The organism is Modestobacter sp. VKM Ac-2984 (assembly GCF_026967985.1).
Classification (GTDB): Bacteria; Actinomycetota; Actinomycetes; order Mycobacteriales; family Geodermatophilaceae; genus Modestobacter.
In genome coordinates this window covers 538,546-558,717 of the sequence record NZ_JAPVBJ010000003.1, presented here as the reverse complement: position 1 = coordinate 558,717, position 20,172 = coordinate 538,546, and the positions used below count along the sequence as shown (strand labels likewise).

Here is a 20,172-nt window from a genome sequence, read left to right as displayed (position 1 = left end):
CCGAGTCGGCTGACCGGCGACCGGCCGGACGTGTCCGTTGCCACACCCGGGACGCCGTCCGTGCCTACACTCCGCGCGAGGCGCGCCCGGACCGGGCCGCCCAGACGCGGTGGCACCACCGACACCCCGGTGGCCGGCTGCCGAGACCGGGAGTCAGAGCAGATGCGGGTCGGAGTCGTCCGAGAGGTCAAGAACCACGAGTACCGGGTCGCGCTCACCCCCTCCGGGGTGACCGAGCTGGTCGCCGCCGGGCACGAGGTGCTCGTCGAGGCCGACGCCGGGGTCGGGTCGTCGATCCCCGACGCCGACTTCACCGCGGCCGGCGCGAAGATCCTGCCCACCGCCGACGACGTGTGGGGGGCTGCGGACCTGCTGCTGAAGGTCAAGGAGCCGATCGCCGAGGAGTTCGGCCGGATGCGCGCCGGCCAGACCCTCTTCACCTACCTGCACCTGGCTGCGTCGCGGGAGTGCACCGACGCGCTGCTGGCCGCCGGCACCACCGCGATCGCCTACGAGACGGTGCAGACCGACGGGGGCGCGCTGCCGCTGCTCGCCCCGATGTCGGAGGTCGCCGGCCGGATGGCCCCGCAGGTGGGCGCCCACACGCTGGAGCGGGCCTCCGGTGGCCGAGGGATGCTGTTGGGCGGCGTCTCCGGGGTGCACGCGGCCAAGGTCGTCGTCCTGGGCGCCGGGGTGTCGGGGATGAACGCGGCCACCATCGCGCTGGGCATGCAGGCCCAGGTCACCGTCCTGGACCGCGACCTGGAGAAGCTGCGCGCCGCCGACCGGATCTACCGCGGGCACCTGCAGACCGTCTCCTCCAACGCCCTGGAGGTCGAGCGCGCGGTGCTGGAGGCCGACCTGGTGATCGGCGCCGTCCTGGTGCCCGGGGCCAAGGCGCCCACCCTGGTCAGCAACGAGCTGGTCTCCCGGATGAAGCCCGGCTCGGTGCTGGTCGACATCGCCGTCGACCAGGGGGGCTGCTTCGCCGACACCCGGCCGACCACGCACGACGACCCGACGTTCGGCGTGCACGACTCGGTGTTCTACTGCGTCGCCAACATGCCCGGCGCGGTGCCGCACACCTCGACGTACGCGCTGACCAACGTCACGCTGCCCTACGTGCTGGCGCTGGCCGCCCAGGGCACGGCCGCCGCGCTGGCCGCCGACCCGGTGCTGGCCCGCGGGGCGAACGTCGCCGGCGGGCAGCTGGTGCACGCCGGCGTCGCAGACGCCCACGCGCTGCCCAGCGTGCCGTGGCAGGAGGTGCTGTCCTGACGGTCGTCACCAGTGCCGGGCCCGCCGTCGAGCGCACCGTCACCGGCTACCTCGACCACCTGACCGTCGAGCGCGGGCTGGCCGCCAACACCATCGCCTCCTACCGCCGCGACCTGCGCCGCTACGCGGAGTTCCTCGCCGCGGGCGGCGTCCGTGGGCTGGGCGAGGTGGGGGAGTCCGACGTCGCGGCGTTCCTGGTCGCCCTGCGGTCCGGGGACGACGACCACCCGCCGCTGTCGGCGACCTCGGCGGCCCGCGCGGTGGTCGCCGTCCGCGGGCTGCACCGGTTCGCCCTGCTCGACGGGCTGGTCAGCGACGACGTCGCGGCGGAGGTCCGGCCACCGGCCCCGGCCCGGCGGCTGCCCAAGGCGATCCCGGTGCAGGACGTCGAGGCGCTGCTGAGCGCGGCGGCGTCGGTGGAGGGGCCGCGGGGGCTGCGCGACCGGGCGCTGCTGGAGCTGCTGTACGGCACCGGCGCCCGGATCTCCGAGGCGGTCGGGCTCGCCGTCGACGACGTCGACCTCTCCTCGGCGGCGGTGCGGCTGGCCGGCAAGGGCGGCAAGGAGCGCATCGTCCCGGTCGGCAGCTACGCGGTGACGGCGGTGCAGGACTACCTGGTCCGGGCCCGCCCGGCGCTGGCCGAGAAGGCCCGGTCCGGGGTCCGCGGGGGAGCGTTGTTCCTCAACGCCCGCGGTGGACCGCTGTCCCGGCAGAGCGCCTGGTCGATCCTGCGGGACGCCGCCGAGCGGGCCGGGATCTCCGTCGAGCTCTCCCCGCACACGCTGCGGCACTCCTTCGCCACCCACCTGCTCGACGGCGGCGCCGACGTCCGCGTCGTGCAGGAGCTGCTCGGACACGCCTCGGTGACGACGACGCAGGTCTACACGCTGGTCACCGTGGAACGGCTGCGCGAGGTCTACGCCACCAGCCACCCCCGCGCCCTGCGCTGACCCCGCCCGCGGGGGGCGGTCGAGCCCGGGCTGAGGGCTGCCTCCGAGGCGCCGAGGCAGCCCTCAGCCCGGTCTCGGCGCACGGATGTCGACATGTTGCCCCGGGGTGGTCATGGTCGGGGACGGGGCTGCCGAGAAGAAGGGTGGGAGAACGGATCGGCGGCTTCCCCCCTGCCGGCAGTGCGCGTTCCCCGCCGTGCCCCCGACCGGGAGCCGCGGTCCGCACAGTCCAGGGAAGAGGCAGAAGCGATGTCGTCGAGACGAGCCGAGGCGGCGGCCTCCGCCGTCGCGCTCCCGCGCGGAGGGGCCCCGGCGGGCGACGCCGAGATGGGCGTCCCGACGAGCCGCGTCGACCCCGCCAAGGCCCGGCAGCGGAAGCTGCCCGACCCGAAGCCGATCACCTCCCACGGGCCGGCGCAGATCATCGCGATGTGCAACCAGAAGGGCGGGGTCGGCAAGACGACGTCGACCATCAACCTCGGTGCCGCACTCGTGGAGCAGGGCCGCCGCGTGCTGCTGGTCGACCTGGACCCGCAGGGTGCGCTGTCGGTGGGGCTCGGCGTCCCGGCGCAGGGGCTGGACCGCACCATCTACAACGCGCTGATGGAGCCGGCGACCACGCTGGCCGACGTCCGGGTGGCCACCCACATCCCCGGGCTGGACCTGGTGCCGAGCAACATCGACCTGTCCGCCGCGGAGGTGCAGCTGGTCAGCGAGGTCGCCCGCGAGCAGACCCTGATGCGGGTGCTCGCCGCGGTGCGCCAGGACTACGACTACGTGCTCATCGACTGCCAGCCGTCCCTCGGGCTGCTGACGGTCAACGCGCTCACCGCCGCGCAGGGTGTGATCATCCCGCTGGAGTGCGAGTTCTTCTCGCTGCGCGGGGTCGCGCTGCTCGTCGACACGATCGACAAGGTCAAGGAGCGGCTGAACCCGTCCCTGGAGATCTCCGGGATCCTCGCCACCATGTACGACACCCGGACCGTGCACTGCCGCGAGGTGTTCAGCCGGGTCGTCGAGGCCTTCGGCGACACCGTCTTCCAGACCGTCATCTCCCGCACGGTCCGCTTCCCGGAGACCACCGTCGCCGGTCAGCCGATCACCCAGTGGGCCCCCACCTCGTCGGGCGCCGCGGCGTACCGCGACCTGGCCAAGGAGGTCCTGGCCCTGTGACGCGCCGGCCCGTGCTCCCGGGTGCCTCGGAGCTGTTCCGGATGACCGACACGGCGCCGCAGCCGGCGCCGGTCACCGAGCTGTCGACCCTGGCCGCCGCCCAGTCCTCGCCCGCGCTGCGCTCCAACGGCTCCCGGGCCGACGGGGACTCCCCGGCCACGGCGTCGGGCCCGGCGGAGGTCCCGCCGCTGGCGCTGGTGCCCGACGTGGCCGGTGGCGCACCGCGCATCGTCGTCGACGAGCTGGCCTCGCACCGCGCCACGATGCCGGCGGCCGCGCCGCTCCGGCCGCAGCAGACCCGGGCGCGTACCGAGAAGGGGCGCACCCGGCACGAGGAGAAGATCACCGTCTACTGCTCGGCCGACGAGCTGCTCGCCCTGGAGACCGCCCGGCTGACCCTGCGCGGCCAGCACGGCGTGGCCACCGACCGTGGCCGGATCGTCCGGGAGGCGATCGCCGTCCTGCTGGACGACCTCGAGGTGCACGGCGAGAACTCCGTCCTCGTCCGCCGCCTCCGCAAGCACTGAAGGACGGCGCCGTTGATCATCGGCGAGTGGCTGCCCCGCCCGACGTGTCGGTCAGCCGATCGCCGATGATCAACACCCGGACGCGGCCGTAGGCTGGTCCGGTGATGACGGGGGAGGCCGGCGACGGACGGTTCACCGTCCGGCTGACCAACTTCGAGGGCCCGTTCGACCTGCTGCTGCAGCTGATCGGCAAGCACAAGCTCGACGTCACCGAGATCGCGCTCTCCACGGTCACCGACGAGTTCATCGCCCACCTGCGGGCCCTCGGCGACGAGCTGGACCTGGACCAGGCCAGTGAGTTCCTGGTCGTCGCCGCCACGCTGCTGGACCTGAAGGCCGCCCGGCTGCTGCCCGCCGCCGACGTGGAGGACGAGGACGACCTCGCCGTCCTGGAGGCCCGGGACCTGCTGTTCGCCCGGTTGCTGCAGTACCGGGCCTACAAGCGGGCGGCGGAGTTCCTCCGCGGCCGCGAGGCCGAGGCGGCCCGCCGCTTCCCCCGCAACGCGGACCTGGAACAACGCTTCGCCGACCTGCTGCCCGAGGTGCTGCTGGGCGTGACGCCCGAGCAGTTCGCGGCGATCGCGCACCAGGCGCTGGTGCCCAAGCCGCCCCCGACGGTGAGCGTCTCCCACCTGCACGCCCCCGCGGTCAGCGTCACCGAGCAGCTGCTGCTGGTCCGCGGCCGGATCGCCACCGCCGGGACGGCGACGTTCCGGGCGCTGAGCAGCGACTGCGCACACACCCTGGAGGTCGTCGCCCGGTTCCTGGCGCTGCTGGAGCTGTACCGCCAGCAGCTGGTCACCTTCGACCAGGTGGCGCCGCTGGGGGAGCTGCACGTCCGCTGGACCGGGCCGGCGCTGGTGGGCGGCCGGCTGCCCGAGGAGATCGACGCGGACACCATCGACCTGGACACCATCGACCTGGACACCATCGACGCGGACACCGCCGAGCACCTGGAGGAGTACGGATGAGCGACCAGCCGGACGACGACCGGCCGGACGGCGTCGACCCCGACGGTGTCGAGGCGGCGGGCGGTGGAGGAGCGACGGACGGTGGAGAGGCGACGGAGCAGGCGGTGCCGCCGCCGTTCTCCTGGGACGCCGTCGCCGCCGAGCTCGCCGCGACCCTGGAGGAGCACGACGAGGAGGCCGTGGTCGCCGGCTGGGAGCAGGTGGCCGCCCAGCTGGCCGCCGACCTCGGTGCCCCGGCCGCGCCGCCGCCCGGCGACGTCCCCGGCCGGGAGCCGGACCCGGCCCCGCTGGGCCGGGCACCGGCGGCGCCCCCGGTCCAGCTCGAGGAGGTCCCCGAGCGGGAGGCCCCGGTCGAGGAGGCCGTGACCGCGGGCCCGGTCACCGACGAGCCGATGGCCGAGGAGCTGGAGCCGGCGGCGGTGCGGGGCGGGCTGGAGGCGCTGCTGTTCGTCATCGACTCCCCGATCGACGAGGGCTCACTGGCCGCGGCGCTGCGCTGCCCGGTCGCCCGCGTGCGGGCGGAGCTGACCGCGCTGGCCGCCGACTACGACCACCGGCGGGCCGGCATCGCCCTGCGCCGGGTGGGGGAGGGGTGGCGGCTCTACACCCGGGAGGAGCACGCCCCGGTCGTGGAGCGGCACCTCCTGGAGGGTCAGCGCAGCCGGCTCACCCAGGCCGCGTTGGAGACCCTCGCCGTCATCGCCTACCGGCAGCCGGTGACCCGGGCCCGGGTGTCGGCGATCCGCGGGGTCGGGGTGGACGCCGTCGTCCGCACGCTGGTCTCCCGCGGCCTGATCCGCGAGGCAGGCTCCGACCCGGACACCGGGGGAGGCCTGTACGTGACGACGCCGCTGTTCCTCGAGCGGCTGGGGCTCACCGGCCTGGACGAGCTGCCCGAGCTGGCCCCGCTGCTGCCCGACACCGCCGCGATGGTGGACGAGCACCCCGACGCGTGAGCGGTCAGTTCGCGCCGGTCTTCTCCTGCTCGTACCGCTCGGTCATGGTGGCGACCGCCTGCAGCTGGGCCGCCGCGTAGTCCTCGCGCTTGCCGGTGGCGCGGGCCTTCGCGTCGAGCGTCTGCTGGGCGTGGGAGACGGCGCCGCCCTGGAAGTGCGGCATGACGTGCTGGGCGATGAGCTCCCAGGAGCGCTTCGTCGCCTCCGGGTCGGCCCACTCGTGGCCGAGCAGCAGCATGCAGCCGAAGCCGCCGGACTGGTCCCACAGCCGCTGCACCTGGGCCCGGGCGTCCTCGACGGTGCCGATGGCGCCGATGCCGGCCTCGTTGATGAAGTCGATCATCTCCTTGGCGTCCCCGCCTTCGACCGCCATCTGCGGGAAGGCTGCGGTCTTCTGGAAGTAGCGGAACCACGTCTCGATGCCGAACTGGACGTCGCGGTAGGCCTGCTCGCGGGTCTCGGCGACGTGCATGAGCCCGACGAGCCGCCAGTCCTGCCGGGACGCCGTCTGCCCGTGCGCCGCTGCCCGCTCCTCCACGACGCTCCAGTGGTGGGCGAGGGCGTCGAATCCGTCCTTGGACAGGGTGGCGCCGATGGAGAGCAGGCCGATGCCGTGCCGGCCGGCCATCCGGGGCCCGGTGGGGGAGGCGACCGCGGCGACGGCGATGTCGAAGCACGGCTGGGTGTAGGGGCGCAGGTGCAGCCGGGCGTCGACCAGTTCGTGGGTCCGGGTCGTCGCCGTGACGGTCTCCCCGCGCAGCAGCCGCATGATGATGTCGAGGTCGACCTCCATCAGCTCACGGGTGTCGGTGGGGTTCAGCCCCAGCATCATCGAGTCGGTGGGCAGCGAGCCCGGTCCGCAGCCGAGCATCGCGCGGCCCCGGGTGAGGTGGTCGAGCAGCACCATCCGCTCGGCCACCCACAGCGGGTTGTGGTACGCGATCGAGGTCACGCCGGTGCCCAGCTTGATCCGCCGCGTGCGTTCGGCCGCCGCGGCGATGAAGATCTCGGGCGAGGCGATGATCTCGGTGCCCGCGGAGTGGTGCTCGCCGATCCAGGCCTCGTCGTAGCCGCATCGGTCCAGGTGCTCGATCAGCTCCAGGTCGCGCTGGAGGGCCAGCGTCGGGTTCTCGCCGGCCGGGTGGAACGGGGCCAGGAACGTGCCGAACCGCATGCGGTCCATGGGATCCTCCTCGACGGGGCGCACTGACGTGAGCTGGCTCACACCCTCGGCAGTCTGCTGCTCGCCGGGGACGCTGTCGAGGGCCACGGTGGGCACACCGGGCCAGTTCGGCAGCCCCGGCCTGGCGCCCCGTCGCAGGTGGCGATCGGGGTGGCACGGAGATGGGAGACTGGTGGGGATGGACACGACTGCAGACGACACGCCCACCACCTCCGGCGGCGAGGGCTGGTCCGAGGACATGGAGCTCGCCCCGGCGCACCCCCGGGACGCCGAGCCGACCGAGCCCGACGACGACGCCCCCGGCGAACGACTGCAGAAGGTCCTCGCCCGGGCCGGCGTCGGCTCCCGCCGGGTGTGCGAGGACATGATCGACCAGGGCCGCATCTCGGTGGACGGCCAGGTCGTCCGGGTCCAGGGCAAGCGGGTCGACCCGGACACCGTCGTCATCGCCGTCGACGGCCGGCGGATCGACATCCGCAACGACAAGGTCACCTACGCGATGAACAAGCCCTTCGGCGTCATCACGTCGATGAGCGACGACCGCGGGCGACCCACCGTCGGCGACATGATGGGCGACCTGGCCACCGGGCTGGTGCACGTCGGCCGGCTGGACCAGGACACCGAGGGCCTGCTGCTGCTCACCACCGACGGCGAGCTGGCCCACCGGCTGGCGCACCCCTCCTACGAGGTGAAGAAGACCTACCTGGCGCAGGTCAGCGGCTCGGTGTCGCGGGACGTGACCCGCCGGCTGCGCAAGGGCGTGGAGCTGGAGGACGGCCCCGTCGTCGTCGACTCCTTCCAGGTCGTGGACACCCACGCCGGCCAGTCGGTGGTCGAGGTCGTGCTGCACGAGGGCCGCAAGCACGTCGTGCGCCGGCTGCTGGACGAGGTCGGGCTGCCGGTCAACCGGCTCACCCGCACCGCCATCGGGCCGATCGAGCTGGCCCGGATGCGCAGCGGCACGATCCGCAAGCTCACCCGTACCGAGGTCGGCGCCCTGCACGAGCTCGTCGGCCTCTGACCGAACGCCCTCCTGCCCGCGCGCGGCAGGAGGGCCGACCACACACGACTGCGGCCGCCGACCCACTCGGGTCGGCGGCCGCAGTCGTCGTCACTGGCTCGGTGTCCGCGCGGGGTCGGCCGCCACCGGGGTGGACGCGGACCGGTCAGAGAACCTGCCCGGGCGGAGCGGTGGACGAGCGCAGCACCAGCGAGGTGTCCAGGGTCCGGTCGAGGTCGTGCACGTCCTCCCCGGCGATCAGGGCGAGGAGCATCTCGGCGGCCTCCTGGCCCATCCGGCGGATCGGCTGCTGCACCGTGGTCAACGAGGGCTCGGCGAGCACGGACTCCGGGATGTTGTCGAAGCCGACGACCGACAGCTGACCGGGCACGTCGATGCCGAGTTCCTGCGCGACCTCCAGCACTGCCAGCGCAGAGAGGTCGTTCGCCGCGAACACCGCGGTCGGTCGATCGGTGCCGGACAGCAGCTCACGAGCCGCCACGCGCGAGAGGTCCGGCTCGAACCCGCCGGACTGCACGAGCGCCTGGTCGACGCCCAGTCCCGCGGCGGCCATCGCCTCGCGGTAGCCCTGCTCCCGCTGCTGCGCGGACATCAGGTCCGAGCGACCGGTGATCATGCCGATCCGGGTGTGCCCGAGCTCGATCAGGTGCTCGACCCCGAGCCGGGCGCCCTGGAGGTTGTGCGCGGCCACGGCAGGCAGCGCCGACGGCCCGGCCTGCGGGTCGACCGCCACCACCGGACCGTCGGCCTGCACGTCGGTGACCGTCGGCGTGACGAGCACGGCACCGTCGACCAGGGTCGCCATCAACCGGGTGAGCGAGCGCCTCTCCCAGCCCTCCCGGGCTTCCTCATGACCACCGGCGGAGTAGGCGATCAACTCGTACCCGGTGCCGTGGACGGCGTCGGCCACGCCCTTGAGGACCTCGGTGCTGAAGGGCTCGAAGTCCATGACGAGCACGCCGACGACGTTGGTCCGACGGTTGCGCAGGCTGCGCGCGACGAGGCTCGCCTCGTAGCCGAGCCGGTCGATCACCCGGGTGACGTGGTCGACGGTCTCCGCCGAGACGCCGTACCGCCCGTTGATCACCTTCGACACGGTGGAGATCGAGACGCCGGCCTCCGAGGCGACCTGCTGCATCGTCACCCTGCCGCGCAACGGGGGCGTGGGAGGGCGCGTGCTGGAGCTCGCACACCCGTCCACGAGCAAGGTCGGGACGACGTCGTCCGGCGTGGAGTCGAGCTTCACCGACCACCCTCTCCTGGTCCGGGATCGACCCCGGGTGTCCGGATCATCCCTTGACCGCGCCCTGGAGCCCACTGACGATGCGCCCCTGCATCGCGAGGAACAGGACGAGCGCCGGGATCATCGCGATGGTGGTGAACGCGAGCACCCCCGCGGTGTCGGCAGAGTACTGGGTCGAGAAGTCGGCCACGCCCAGCGGCAGGGTGCGCGTCTCGCCCCGCAGCAGGAGCAGCGGGAGGAGGTAGGCGTTCCAGGAGGTGACGAAGGCCAGCACGCCGACCGTGACCAGGGCCGGCATCGACAGCGGGACCGCGATCCGCCAGAAGACGCCCACGCGGGTGGCGCCGTCGAGCATGGCCGCCTCTTCGAGCTCCTTGGGCAGCGCCGCCAGGAACGGCCGCAGGATCACGACCGTGACCGGCAGTGCGAACGCCGCCTGCGGCAGCGCGACGCCCCACCAGGTGTCGCCGAGCCCCAGGTCCTGGGTCACGAGGATGAACAGCGGGATGATCGCCACCGCGGCCGGGAAGAGCAGGCCCAGCACGAAGACCAGGAACAGCGGCTCCCGGAGCTTGAACTGGTAGCGCGCCAGGGGGTAGGCGGCCATCACGCCGGCGAGCACCGCCACCACCGTGGTGATGAGGGCGATGGCGGTCGAGTTGAGCGTGTACTGCCAGAACGCCGAACTGCTGAGGACGCTGGTGTAGTTGCTGAACACCCACGGGTCGGGGAGTCCGGCGGGGTCGCGTGCCAGCTGGGCGTTGCTGCGGAAGCCGCCGAGGGCGCCGTAGAGCACCGGCCCCAGCGTGACCGCCACGACCACCAGGGCCACCAGGTAGACCAACGGGCCGCCCCGCCCGTACGCGGTTGCTCGCCGTGCCATCAGCGCTGTCCTCCTCGTCGCTCGTGCTGCACCCGGTTCATGCGTCGGCCTTCGTGTCTCGGCGCAGCACCAGGTACTGGTAGGCCAGCGCCATGGCGAAGCCGATGAGGAAGAGCACGACGGATGCCGCGCCCGCGATCCCGTAGTTGCTGCGCTGGGTGCCCATGCTGATCAGGTAGGTGACCATCGTGGTCGTGGCGTTCGCCGGCCCACCGCCGGTGAGGATCCAGACCATGTCGAACAGCTGCAGCGAGCCGATCATCGACAGGAAGACCCAGGTGCGGATGGTGGGCGCGATGAGCGGGACCGCGATCCGGCGCTGGACCTGCCACCACGAGGCGCCGTCGAGTTGCGCGGCCTCGTGGAGCTCGTCGGGGACGCCCTGCAGCCCGGCGAGGAAGAGCAGCACGGCCAGGCCGAGGTACTTCCACGTCAGGACGACGAAGACGGTGGTCAGCGCCAGGTCGGGAGTGCCCAGGAACCCCTGCTCGGGGACCGGGATCCCGACCGACGACACGGCCTGCTCGAGGAGCCCGGTGCGGGGCTGCAGCAGCTGGAACCACACGACGCCGGCGATGACCTCGGCCAGCACGTAGGGGACGAAGACGATCGTCCGCAGCAGCCCGCGACCCTTGATGCGGCGGTTGAGCAGCAGCGCGAGCGCCAGGCCCAGCGGCAGCTGCACCGCGATCGACGCGAAGACGATGATGAAGTTGTGCATGACCGCGTCGGTGAAGACCTCGTCGGTGAGCACGCGCAGGTAGTTCTCCAGGCCGATGAAGTCGTCCATCGGGCCGAAGCCCTGCCAGCTGTAGAGCGACATCCGGGCTGCGGAGAAGACCGGGTAGAGGACGAAGACGGCCATCAGCGCCAGGGCTGGCGTCACGAACAGGAGGATCTCGAGGCGCTGCCGACGCATCCCGCCTCGGCGACGGCCGGTCACCCGGGGGGCGTCTGCGCCGCCCCGGGTGACCGCTGCGCCGGAGGACGTCGCCGCCGGCGCAGCGGTCACTCTGGTCATCGGTGGATCACTTCTCCAGTTCGGCGGCCTGCATGGTGGCGTCCACGATCTCCTGCGGCGTCGCCTCGCCGGCGAACATCAGGGCGATCGAGTCGTTCATCGCGCCACCGATCGACTGCCCGAAGGCGGTGTCGAAGTAGAGCTGGATGTACGGGGCCGCGTCGCGGACCTCGAGCAGCTGGGCGAGCGCCGGGTCGGAGACGGCGCTCGTGGCGGCCGGGTTGGTCGGGAGGCCCATGTCGTTCTCCGCGAACCCGGTCTGCACCTCGTCGGAGAGCAGATAGTTGACGAGGTCGACCGATGCGTCGGGGGCGTCGGTCGAGACGGCCCACGCGTCACCACCGCCGAGCTGTGCCGCGGGGTCGCCCTCGCCACCCTCGATCTCCGGGAAGGCGAACCAGCCGGTGTTCTCGCCGAGGCCCGCGCCGTCGTCGGTCAGGCCCTGCATGACGCCGGGCTCCCAGTGGCCGGCCAGCTCCATCGCGACCTGGTCGGTGGCGAGCAGGCCGGAGGCCGAGGTGGCCCCCTCCTGTGCCGGGGTCGTGAGGAAGCCGGGGTTGAACGGCTCGGTGGCCAGCAGCTCCTCCAGGACCTCGCCGGCCTCGACGAAGCACTCGTCGGTGAAGTCGAGGCTGGTGACGGCGTCCTCGAGGACGTCCTGGCCGCAGGCGCGCAGCGCCGTGTAGTACCAGTAGTGAGCGGCGGGCCACTTGTCGCCCGCGCCGACCGAGAGGGGCGTGATGCCCGCGGCCTTCAGCTTCTCGATGGCCGCGTAGAGCTCCTCCATCGTCTGCGGGGCCTCGGTGATCCCGGCCTGCTCGAAGAGCTCGGTGTTGTACCAGAAGCCGACGACGCCGAGGGAGAACGGCAGTGCGTAGGTCTGGCCGTCGACCTGCCACCCGGACACGTTGCCGCCGAGCTTCTCGATCGCCTCGTCGGACTCCTGGGTGAGATCGCGGACCAGGCCGGCCTCCACGTGGTCGGCGAGCTCGCCGCCGCCGCGCTCCATGTACACGTCCGGCAGGTCGCCGCTCTGGAAGGCCGCCGCCAGTCGGTCGACCATGTCCTCGTGGGCCATGGCCTCGACCTCGACCTCGACCCCCGGGTTCGCCTCCTCGAACTCCGCGGCCACCTGCTCGTAGTAGCCCCGGCCGGGCTCGTTGTTGGAGTTGTGCCACCAGGTGATCGTGTTGTCGTCACCCCCGGCTGCACTGGTTTCCTCACCGCCACCACAGGCAGTGGCCGTCAGCAGCACCGCGCTGCCGCACAGCACCGAGAGAGCTGTTCGCCCCGAACGCCGCATGTCTGACCCCTTCGTCACTTCGCACGCCGTCGTGGCGTGCAACACGTTTATGAAGGTCGCAGCGGACACTTGCGTTGTCAATCGATGTCGATAACGATTTCGCACCATGACCCCTGCTGCTGCCGCCGATGCGGCCCGCGTGATCGACGCCACGCTCACGGTACGACGCGCGGACGGTTCACCCTGTGCGGACAGCGAGGTGCTGGTCGAGCAGGTCCGGCACCGATTCGCGTTCGGCAACATCGGGTTCGACTTCGTCGGGCTGGCCAACCAGGAGCAGGGGGCGGGCCGGGACAACGTGTTCGGCGGCGCGGATCCAGCCGCCGCCGGACGGCTCGAGGAGCTGTTCCTCGACGTCTTCAACACCGCGACGCTGCCCTTCTACTGGGCCGGCTTCGAACGCGCGGAGGGCCGGCCGGACACCGCGCGGCTGCAGGCTGCGGCCCGGTGGTTCCGCGACCGGGGCGTGGCCGTCAAGGGCCACCCGCTGGTCTGGCACACGCTGGCCCCGGACTGGCTGCGGGAGCACACCGACGCCGAGGTCGAGGAGATCGTGCGCGCACGGGTGCGGCGGGAAGTCGGCTCCTTCGCCGGCCTGGTCGACACCTGGGACGCGATCAACGAGGTCGTGATCATGCCGGTGTTCACCAACGAGGAGCGGCAGAACGCGATCACCCGGCTGTGCCGGCGCATCGGACGGATCCCCACCATCCGGCTCGCCTTCGAGGAGGCGCACGGCACGAACCCGGCCACGACGCTGGTCCTCAACGACTTCAACCTGGGCACCGCCTACGAGTGCCTGATCGAGGGCGTCCTGAAAGCCGGGGTGCAGGTGGACGCGATCGGCCTGCAGAGCCACATGCACCAGGGCTACTGGGGCGAGGAGCGGACGCAGGAGGTCTGCGACCGGTTCGCCCGCTACGGGCTGCCGCTGCACTGGACCGAGACCACCCTGGTCTCCGGCGACCTCATGCCGCCGGAGATCGTGGACCTCAACGACCACCAGGTCGACGCATGGCCCTCCACGCCGGCCGGCGAGGAGCGGCAGGCCGAGGACGTCGTCCGCCACTACCGGACCCTGCTGGCCCACCCCGCGGTGCAGGCCGTGACCTACTGGGGGATCACCGACCGGGGCGCCTGGCTGGGTGCACCCGCGGGGCTGGTCCGTGCCGACGGCACACCGAAGCCGGCCTACGACGCCCTCCGCGGCCTGGTCAAGGAGGACTGGTGGCTGGCCCCGACCGAGCTGCGGACGGACGGCGAGGGCCGGGTGGCCGTGCGCGGCTGGGCCGGGGACTACGCGGTCTCAGCAGCGGGCGGCACGGCCTCCTGGCAGCTCCGAGCCGACGCGCCGACGCCGGTGGTCACTCTCCCCTGACGGCACACCACCTCGGGGCCGGGGCAGGATGGTGCGGGCGCAGCACCTGCCGCAGCCGGCCACGGCACAGGCGGCTCATCGGATCGCCGCACCAGCACACACCACACAGGACGGACTCTCTTGAGCATGGTCATGAACGCCGACAACGGTCCTGCCCTCTGGCGCGACGCGGACGCCCGGGCCGAGGACAGGGTGGCGGACCTCCTCCGCCGCATGACGCTGGAGGAGAAGGTCGCCCAGCTCTACGGCGTGTGGGTGGGCATCGACGCGACCGAGGGTGAGGTCGCCCCGCACCAGCACGAGATGGCCGCGGCGCCGGTGGACTGGGAGGAGCTCATCCGCAGCGGGCTCGGGCAGCTGACCAGGCCGTTCGGCACGGCACCGGTGGACCCGCTGGTGGGGGCCAAGGGGCTGGCGGAGAGCCAGCGGCAGATCATGGCCGCCGGCCGCTTCGGCATCCCCGCGCTGGTGCACGAGGAGTGCCTCACCGGGCTGGCCGCGTGGACGGCGACCGTCTTCCCCTCACCGCTGTGCTGGGCGGCCAGCTTCGACCCCGAGCTCGTGCAGCGCATGGGTGCCCTCATCGGGGAGAACATGCGCCGGCTCGGCGTCCACCAGGGGCTGGCCCCGGTGTTCGACGTCGCCCGCGACCTGCGCTGGGGCCGGGTCGAGGAGACGATGGGCGAGGACCCGCACCTGGTCGGCACGATCGGCAGCGCCTACGTCCGCGGCCTGGAGTCCACCGGCGTCGTCGCGACGCTCAAGCACTTCGTCGGCTACTCCGCCTCCCGGGCCGGCCGCAACCTCGCCCCGGTCTCCGCCGGGCCGCGGGAGATCGCCGACGTGTTCCTCCCGCCCTTCGAGATGGCCCTGAAGGCCGGCGCGCGGTCGGTGATGAACTCCTACACCGACATCGACGGGGTGCCCTCGGCCGGGGACCCGGCGCTGCTGACGTCGCTGCTCCGGGAGACCTACGGGTTCACCGGCACGGTCGTCGCCGACTACTTCTCGATCGCCTTCCTGCAGGCCCTGCACGGTGTCGCCGGCTCGCCCGGCGAGGCCGCCGCGCTCGCCCTCGAGGCCGGAATCGACGTGGAGCTGCCGACGGTGGCCTGCTACGGCCAGCCCCTGGTCGAGGCGGTCCGCGGCGGTGCGGTGGACGAGGCGCTGGTCGACCGGGCGCTGCGCCGGGTGCTGCTGCAGAAGTGCGAGCTCGGCCTGCTCGACGCGGACTGGTCGCCCGACTCGCCGGCGGTCCTGGACGGCGCCGTCGCGCTGGACTCCGCGGAGTCCCGGGCGGTGGCCGGCGAGCTCGCCCGCCGCTCGGCCGTGCTGCTGGCCAACGACGGGACGCTGCCCCTGCGACCCGGGGCGCGCCTGGCTGTGGTGGGTCCCCGCGCCGACACCGCCCAGGCGATGCTCGGCTGCTACTCCTTCCCGATGCACGTGGGCGTGCACCACCCGGAGGTGCCGGTGGGCGTCGACATCCCGACGCTCGCCGAGGCGCTGAAGGCTGCGCCGGAGGCCTTCGACGTCGCCGTCGCGGAGGGCTGTCCGGTGGTGGGCGGTGACGACGACGCGATCGCGGCCGCCGTGCGCGCTGCGGCCGAGGCCGACGTGTGCGTCGCCGTCCTCGGCGACCAGGCAGGCCTGTTCGGCAACGGCACCTCCGGTGAGGGCTGCGACGCCGTGGACCTCCGGCTCCCGGGTCGCCAGGAGGAGCTGCTGGAGGCCCTGCTGGCGACCGGCACCCCGGTGGTCCTCGTCCTGCTGGTCGGCCGTCCCTACGAGCTGTCCCGCCAGATCGACCGGCTCGCCGCGGTGGTGTGCGGGTTCTTCCCCGGTGAGGAGGGGGGCCCCGCCCTCGCCGACGTCCTCAGCGGCCGGGTCTCCCCGTCGGGCCGGCTGCCGGTCAGCTTCCCCCGCGCCGGCAGCAGCCAGCCCGGGACCTACCTCGCCGCGGCCCTCGGCCGGGTCACCGACGTGAGCAGTGTCGACCCGACGCCGCTGTTCCCGTTCGGGCACGGCCTGGGGTACGGCTCCGCGACCTGGGGCGACGTCCGGCTGGGCACCGGCTCGGACTGGGACACCGCCGGGACCAGCGAGGTGGAGGTCGAGCTCCGCAACGACACCGACCGGGAGGTCACCGAGGTGGTGCAGGTCTACCTGCACGACCCCGCTGCCGAGGTGGTCCGGCCCGTGCAGGCCCTCATGGCCGCTCAGCGGGTCGACCTCGCGGCGGGCGGCGCGGCGACCGTGCGCCTCCGGCTGCACGCCGACCTCACCTCCTTCACCGGGCGCGAGGGCGCGCGGATCGTCGAGCCGGGCGAGGTGGAGCTCCGGGTGGGCGCGTCGAGCGCTGACGTGCGGCAGGTCCTCCGGTGCACCCTCACCGGCAGCCGCCGCACCGTCGGGTTCGAGCGGCAACTGCACCCCGAGACGGTCGTCGAGCACCGGCACGACGGCTGATGCCGCACACCGACCTGCCCCTGGAGGAGCTCCGGCGCTACACCCCGCACCTGCCCGCGCCGGAGGACCTCCAGGAGTTCTGGGACGCCACCCTGGAGGAGGCGGGGCGGTGGCCACTGGACGCGTCCTGGACTCCGGTCGACTCCGGGCTCGTGACCGTCGAGACCCTCGACGTGTCCTTCGCCGGCGCGGGCGGCTCGCCGGTGCGCGCCTGGCTGCACCTGCCCGCCCGTGCACTGCGGGGGGACGGGCCACTGCCCGGGGTCGTCCAGTACCAGGGCTACAACGGCGGCCGCGGGCTGGCGCACGAGCACGTCTTCTGGGCGTCGGCGGGGTTCGCCCAGCTGGTGGTCGACACCCGTGGGCAGGGCAGTGGCTGGACGGTCGGTGACACCGGCGACCCGGTGGGCTCGGCGGCCGCGCAACCGGGGTTCCTGACCCGGGGCGTGCTGTCGCCGCAGGAGTACTACTACCGGCGCGTCTACACCGACGCCGTCCGGGCCGTGGCGGTGCTGCGCGGTCACCCGGACGTCGACGACGACCGGGTCGCGGTGGCCGGCATCAGCCAGGGCGGCGGGATCGCGCTGGCCGTCTCGGCGCTCGCGCCGGGGGTGCGGGCGGTCATGCCCGACGTGCCGTTCCTGTGCGACTTCCCGCGCGCCACGCGGATCGCCCCGGGCGACCCGTACGGGGAGGTCGTCCGGTACCTCAAGGCCCACCGCGACCAGGTGGACCGCGTCTTCGCGACGTTGAGCTACTTCGACGCCGCGGTGCTCGCCCGCCGGGCCTCGGCTCCAGCGCTGTTCTCCGTGGCCCTGATGGACCAGATCTGCCCGCCGTCCACGGTGTTCGCGGCCTACCACGCCTACGGCGGTCCGAAGGACATCCGGGTCTACCCGTACAACGACCACGAGGGCGGCGAGGTCCACCAGCAGCGCGAGCAGCTCACCTGGCTGCGCAGCCAGCTCGGGGCGCCCGCCGCATCCGGCCCGTCGGTGGCCGAGCGGGCCACCACGTCGTCGAGGGGGACCTGATGTTGCGTGCACGTCTCGCGCTGGACCCGGCCCGATCGGTGGGTCCGGTGTCCCGACGGCTCTTCGGTGCGTTCGTCGAGCACATGGGTCGCGGGGTGTACGGCGGCATCCACGAGCCGGAGCACCCGACGGCGGACGAGGACGGCTTCCGCCGCGATGTGATCGACCTGGTCGAGGAGCTGGGGGTGACGACGGTCCGGTACCCCGGGGGCAACTTCGTCTCCGGGTTCCGGTGGGAGGACAGCGTCGGACCGCGCAGCCAGCGCCCGGTGCGGCTCAACCTGGCCTGGCACAGCACCGAGATCAACGAGGTCGGCCTGCACGAGTTCGCGTCGTGGCTGGAGAAGGTCGGCGCCGAGCTCATGCTCGCCGTGAACCTCGGCACCCGCGGCACCCTCGAGGCGCTCGACCTGCTGGAGTACGCCAACGTGCCCGCCGGCACGGAGCTCGCCGAGCAGCGGATCCGCAACGGGCGCACCGAGCCGTTCGACGTGCGGATGTGGTGCCTGGGCAACGAGATGGACGGCCCCTGGCAGCTCGGCCAGCTCTCCGCCGAGGACTACGGCAAGCTCGCCTCCCGGACCGCCAAGGCCATGCGCCAGGTGGACCCGGACCTGGAGCTCGTCGCCTGCGGTTCGTCGGGCGCGGGCATGCCCACCTTCGGGGAGTGGGAGCGGGTCGTGCTCACCCACGCCTACGACGACGTGGACTTCATCTCCTGCCACGCCTACTACGAGGAGAAGGACGGCGACCTGGACTCCTTCCTGGCGTCGGCGACCGACACCGACCACTTCATCGAGACGGTCATCGCCACCGCCGACCACGTGCAGTCGCTGCGCCGCAGCCCGAAGCGGATGTCGATCTCCTTCGACGAGTGGAACGTCTGGTACGCCTCGCGGGTGCAGTCGGGCCTGCCGAAGCGCATCGACGACTGGCCGGTCGCGCCGGCCATCAGCGAGGAGCCCTACAGCGTGGCCGACGCCGTCGTCGTCGGCAACGTCCTGATGTCGCTGATCCGCCACGCGGACCGCGTGACCAGCGCCTCGATGGCCCAGCTGGTCAACGTGATCGCCCCCATCGCCGCCGAGCCGCAGGGGCCGGCGTGGCGCAAGACGACGTTCTTCCCCTTCGCGACCACCTCCCGGCTGGCGCGTGGCGTCGCCCTCCAGGCGGACGTCGACGGTCCGAGCCACGTCACCGCCGAGCACGGTGAGGTGCCCCTGGTCGACGCTGCGGCCACCGCCGACGTCGACGCGGGTGTGGCGGCGCTGTTCCTGGTGAACCGGTCGCAGACGGAGGACGCCGAGGTCTCCGTGGACGTGTCGGCGCTCGGCGTCAGCACCGTCGAGGAGGCGCTGACGCTGTCCGACCCGGACCCGCACGCCGCCAACACCAGCGAGCAGCCGGCGCGGGTCGGGTTGCGGCCGAACCTGCGGGCGACGGTGGCGGACGGCACGCTGCGCGTCACGCTGCCGCCGGTCTCGTGGACGGCGCTGTCCCTGCGCTGAGCACGGCCGCCGGGACATGCGAGGAACAGCAGTCCCGGCGGCCGGCCTCCCGGGGGAGTCAGGAGGGGCGGGCGGTGGAGGCCCGGACGACCAGGTGCGTGGCCAGTTCGACCCGCTGGGTCTCGAGCCGGGCGCCGGTGATGAGGTCGTGGAGCATGCGCCCGGCCATGCGCCCCATGTCGGCCAGGGGCTGCCGGACGGTGGTCAGCGGCGGTGAGGACCAGCGGGCCATCGGCAGGTCGTCGAAGCCGACCACGCTCACGTCGCCGGGCACGGACAGGCCGGCCTTGCGCGCGGCCTCCAGCACGCCGAAGGCCTGCTCGTCACTGCCGGCGAAGACGGCGGTGGGGCGATCGGCCAGCTCCAGCACCGCCCGCGCCTGCTCGTACCCGCCTGCGTGGTGGAAGTTGCCGTGGCGCACCAGCGCCGGGTCGAAGGGGATGCCGGCCCGATCGAGGGCCGCCCGGTAGCCGTCGATGCGTGCCCGGCTGCAGAGGTGGTCCTGCTGCCCGCCGATCACGGCGATCCGCCGGTGCCCGAGCTCGATGAGGTGCTCGGTCGCGGCGAGGCCGCCGGACCAGTTGGTGGCACCGACGCTGGGCACCTCCTGACCGGGCATGTCGATCGGGTCGATGACGACGACCGGCAGCTTGCAGCCGCCCAGCCGCCGCTGGTCGGCCGTGGTCAGGCGGGAGGTGACCACGATGGCGCCCTGACGACCGCCGGTGATCAGCTCCTGGACCCAGTCCCCGGCGGAGGACCGGGACGTGACCACCACCTCGAGGTCGGCCTCGGTCACCCCGCGCAGGATCTCCATCGCCCAGGGGCTGTCCAGCGCGGTGAAGACCACGTCGACGAGCGGGCGCGCCGGCGGCCTGGGGGTCAGGGGGACGTAGTCGTACTGCTGCAGGACGTGCTGGACGTGCGCCCGGGTGGCGGCTGCGACGTCCTGCTTTCCGTTGAGCACCTTGGACACCGTCGGCAACGACACCCCCGCCGCAGCGGCGATCACCGCCAGGGTGGGTCGGTTCGGCTGCTGTGTCACGGGGCCTCCTGGGTCGTGCCGCGATGCCTGGCCCGGATGGACGCCGGGTGTCGGCCCGCGTGATCGTAACTTCGTCCCGCTTCTCTCGAAAGACTTTCGGAGACGGTGCCCCCGCATGGGTGTCCGGAGCCTCTCCCGGCCGCGACCGAGACGGTCGATCGGCGAGGTGGAAGGGGCTCTGTCGTGGCGGTGTCCTTGCTTTGACGTGTTCCGGTGATGCCGTTGACAC

17 protein-coding genes are annotated in these 20,172 nt (G+C 72.9%); 11 read left to right on the top strand and 6 right to left on the bottom strand.

What is annotated here, in order from left to right; translation table 11 throughout:
- Nucleotides 1–162 precede the first annotated feature (162 nt).
- From ald to scpB, 6 genes are all read left to right on the top strand, one after another.
- Nucleotides 163–1,278, top strand: coding sequence for an alanine dehydrogenase (ald, locus tag O2W16_RS09660; protein ID WP_269158601.1), 1,116 nt, complete (start codon nucleotides 163–165; stop codon nucleotides 1,276–1,278).
- On the top strand, nucleotides 1,257–2,228 hold the full coding sequence (xerD, locus tag O2W16_RS09655) for a site-specific tyrosine recombinase XerD (protein ID WP_269158600.1): 972 nt from the start codon (nucleotides 1,257–1,259) through the stop codon (nucleotides 2,226–2,228). Before ald ends, xerD begins: the two co-directional genes overlap by 22 nt.
- A 249-nt stretch (nucleotides 2,229–2,477) precedes the next feature.
- The gene (locus O2W16_RS09650) at nucleotides 2,478–3,401 is read left to right on the top strand and encodes a ParA family protein (protein ID WP_269158599.1); all 924 of its coding nucleotides are present in this window, start codon (nucleotides 2,478–2,480) and stop codon (nucleotides 3,399–3,401) included.
- Nucleotides 3,398–3,928, top strand: coding sequence for a hypothetical protein (locus O2W16_RS09645; protein WP_269158598.1), 531 nt, complete (start codon nucleotides 3,398–3,400; stop codon nucleotides 3,926–3,928). The genes O2W16_RS09650 and O2W16_RS09645 overlap by 4 nt, the downstream gene beginning before the upstream one ends.
- Nucleotides 3,929–4,032: 104 nt before the next feature.
- The gene (locus tag O2W16_RS09640; RefSeq protein WP_269158635.1) at nucleotides 4,033–4,899 is read left to right on the top strand and encodes a segregation and condensation protein A; all 867 of its coding nucleotides are present in this window, start codon (nucleotides 4,033–4,035) and stop codon (nucleotides 4,897–4,899) included.
- Nucleotides 4,896–5,855, top strand: coding sequence for an SMC-Scp complex subunit ScpB (scpB, locus tag O2W16_RS09635; RefSeq protein ID WP_269158597.1), 960 nt, complete (start codon nucleotides 4,896–4,898; stop codon nucleotides 5,853–5,855). Before O2W16_RS09640 ends, scpB begins: the two co-directional genes overlap by 4 nt.
- 4 nt (nucleotides 5,856–5,859) lie before the next feature.
- Here scpB and O2W16_RS09630 read toward each other — a convergent pair whose 3' ends face one another.
- Entirely contained in the window at nucleotides 5,860–7,038 is a 1,179-nt protein-coding gene (locus O2W16_RS09630) for an LLM class flavin-dependent oxidoreductase (protein ID WP_269158596.1), read from the bottom strand.
- 178 nt (nucleotides 7,039–7,216) lie between these two features.
- On the opposite strand from O2W16_RS09630, the gene O2W16_RS09625 reads away from it, so the two are divergent.
- Nucleotides 7,217–8,059 carry a pseudouridine synthase gene (locus tag O2W16_RS09625; protein ID WP_269158595.1) on the top strand — a complete coding sequence of 281 codons (843 nt, stop codon included), beginning with the start codon at nucleotides 7,217–7,219 and terminating at the stop codon, nucleotides 8,057–8,059.
- A gap of 145 nt (nucleotides 8,060–8,204) precedes the next feature.
- On the opposite strand, the gene O2W16_RS09620 is transcribed toward O2W16_RS09625, so the two are convergent.
- From O2W16_RS09620 to O2W16_RS09605, 4 genes are all read right to left on the bottom strand, one after another.
- Complete coding sequence (locus tag O2W16_RS09620) at nucleotides 8,205–9,197, bottom strand: LacI family DNA-binding transcriptional regulator (protein WP_269158594.1); 993 nt, start codon at nucleotides 9,195–9,197, stop codon at nucleotides 8,205–8,207.
- Nucleotides 9,198–9,348: 151 nt separating this feature from the next.
- Nucleotides 9,349–10,185 (bottom strand): carbohydrate ABC transporter permease, encoded by an 837-nt coding sequence (locus O2W16_RS09615; RefSeq protein ID WP_269158593.1) that lies wholly within the window; start codon nucleotides 10,183–10,185, stop codon nucleotides 9,349–9,351.
- Nucleotides 10,186–10,222: 37 nt separating this feature from the next.
- The gene (locus O2W16_RS09610; RefSeq protein WP_269158592.1) at nucleotides 10,223–11,071 is read right to left on the bottom strand and encodes a carbohydrate ABC transporter permease; all 849 of its coding nucleotides are present in this window, start codon (nucleotides 11,069–11,071) and stop codon (nucleotides 10,223–10,225) included.
- Between the two features lie 142 nt (nucleotides 11,072–11,213).
- Nucleotides 11,214–12,509 (bottom strand): ABC transporter substrate-binding protein, encoded by a 1,296-nt coding sequence (locus tag O2W16_RS09605; protein ID WP_269158591.1) that lies wholly within the window; start codon nucleotides 12,507–12,509, stop codon nucleotides 11,214–11,216.
- Nucleotides 12,510–12,615: 106 nt separating this feature from the next.
- Here O2W16_RS09605 and O2W16_RS09600 point away from each other — a divergent pair, with 106 nt between their 5' ends.
- The 4 genes from O2W16_RS09600 (at nucleotide 12,616) to arfA (ending at nucleotide 18,898) form a co-directional block, all read left to right on the top strand.
- Nucleotides 12,616–13,887 carry an endo-1,4-beta-xylanase gene (locus O2W16_RS09600; RefSeq protein ID WP_269158590.1) on the top strand — a complete coding sequence of 424 codons (1,272 nt, stop codon included), beginning with the start codon at nucleotides 12,616–12,618 and terminating at the stop codon, nucleotides 13,885–13,887.
- 126 nt (nucleotides 13,888–14,013) lie between these two features.
- A complete protein-coding gene (locus O2W16_RS09595; protein WP_269158634.1) occupies nucleotides 14,014–16,356 on the top strand; it encodes a glycoside hydrolase family 3 N-terminal domain-containing protein in 2,343 nt (780 codons plus the stop codon).
- The gene (locus O2W16_RS09590) at nucleotides 16,356–17,390 is read left to right on the top strand and encodes an acetylxylan esterase (RefSeq protein ID WP_269158589.1); all 1,035 of its coding nucleotides are present in this window, start codon (nucleotides 16,356–16,358) and stop codon (nucleotides 17,388–17,390) included. The genes O2W16_RS09595 and O2W16_RS09590 overlap by 1 nt, the downstream gene beginning before the upstream one ends.
- Entirely contained in the window at nucleotides 17,390–18,898 is a 1,509-nt protein-coding gene (gene arfA, locus O2W16_RS09585) for an arabinosylfuranosidase ArfA (protein ID WP_442928905.1), read from the top strand. The genes O2W16_RS09590 and arfA overlap by 1 nt, the downstream gene beginning before the upstream one ends.
- Before the next feature lie 58 nt (nucleotides 18,899–18,956).
- On the opposite strand, the gene O2W16_RS09580 is transcribed toward arfA, so the two are convergent.
- On the bottom strand, nucleotides 18,957–19,943 hold the full coding sequence (locus O2W16_RS09580; protein WP_269158587.1) for a LacI family DNA-binding transcriptional regulator: 987 nt from the start codon (nucleotides 19,941–19,943) through the stop codon (nucleotides 18,957–18,959).
- Between the last annotated feature and the right edge of the window lie 229 nt (nucleotides 19,944–20,172).

What these genes read in the sequence shown, in the direction of transcription:
- ald (WP_269158601.1), top strand. Translation starts at nt 163, where the DNA reads ATGCGGGTCGGAGTCGTCCGAGAGGTCAAGAACCACGAGTACCGGGTC.
- O2W16_RS09650 (WP_269158599.1), top strand. Translation starts at nt 2,478, where the DNA reads ATGTCGTCGAGACGAGCCGAGGCGGCGGCCTCCGCCGTCGCGCTCCCG.
- O2W16_RS09640 (WP_269158635.1), top strand. Translation starts at nt 4,033, where the DNA reads ATGACGGGGGAGGCCGGCGACGGACGGTTCACCGTCCGGCTGACCAAC.
- scpB (WP_269158597.1), top strand. Translation starts at nt 4,896, where the DNA reads ATGAGCGACCAGCCGGACGACGACCGGCCGGACGGCGTCGACCCCGAC.
- O2W16_RS09630 (WP_269158596.1), bottom strand. Translation starts at nt 7,038, where the DNA reads ATGGACCGCATGCGGTTCGGCACGTTCCTGGCCCCGTTCCACCCGGCC.
- O2W16_RS09625 (WP_269158595.1), top strand. Translation starts at nt 7,217, where the DNA reads ATGGACACGACTGCAGACGACACGCCCACCACCTCCGGCGGCGAGGGC.
- O2W16_RS09620 (WP_269158594.1), bottom strand. Translation starts at nt 9,197, where the DNA reads ATGCAGCAGGTCGCCTCGGAGGCCGGCGTCTCGATCTCCACCGTGTCG.
- O2W16_RS09615 (WP_269158593.1), bottom strand. Translation starts at nt 10,185, where the DNA reads ATGGCACGGCGAGCAACCGCGTACGGGCGGGGCGGCCCGTTGGTCTAC.
- O2W16_RS09605 (WP_269158591.1), bottom strand. Translation starts at nt 12,509, where the DNA reads ATGCGGCGTTCGGGGCGAACAGCTCTCTCGGTGCTGTGCGGCAGCGCG.
- O2W16_RS09600 (WP_269158590.1), top strand. Translation starts at nt 12,616, where the DNA reads ATGACCCCTGCTGCTGCCGCCGATGCGGCCCGCGTGATCGACGCCACG.
- O2W16_RS09595 (WP_269158634.1), top strand. Translation starts at nt 14,014, where the DNA reads ATGGTCATGAACGCCGACAACGGTCCTGCCCTCTGGCGCGACGCGGAC.
- O2W16_RS09590 (WP_269158589.1), top strand. Translation starts at nt 16,356, where the DNA reads ATGCCGCACACCGACCTGCCCCTGGAGGAGCTCCGGCGCTACACCCCG.
- arfA (WP_442928905.1), top strand. Translation starts at nt 17,390, where the DNA reads ATGTTGCGTGCACGTCTCGCGCTGGACCCGGCCCGATCGGTGGGTCCG.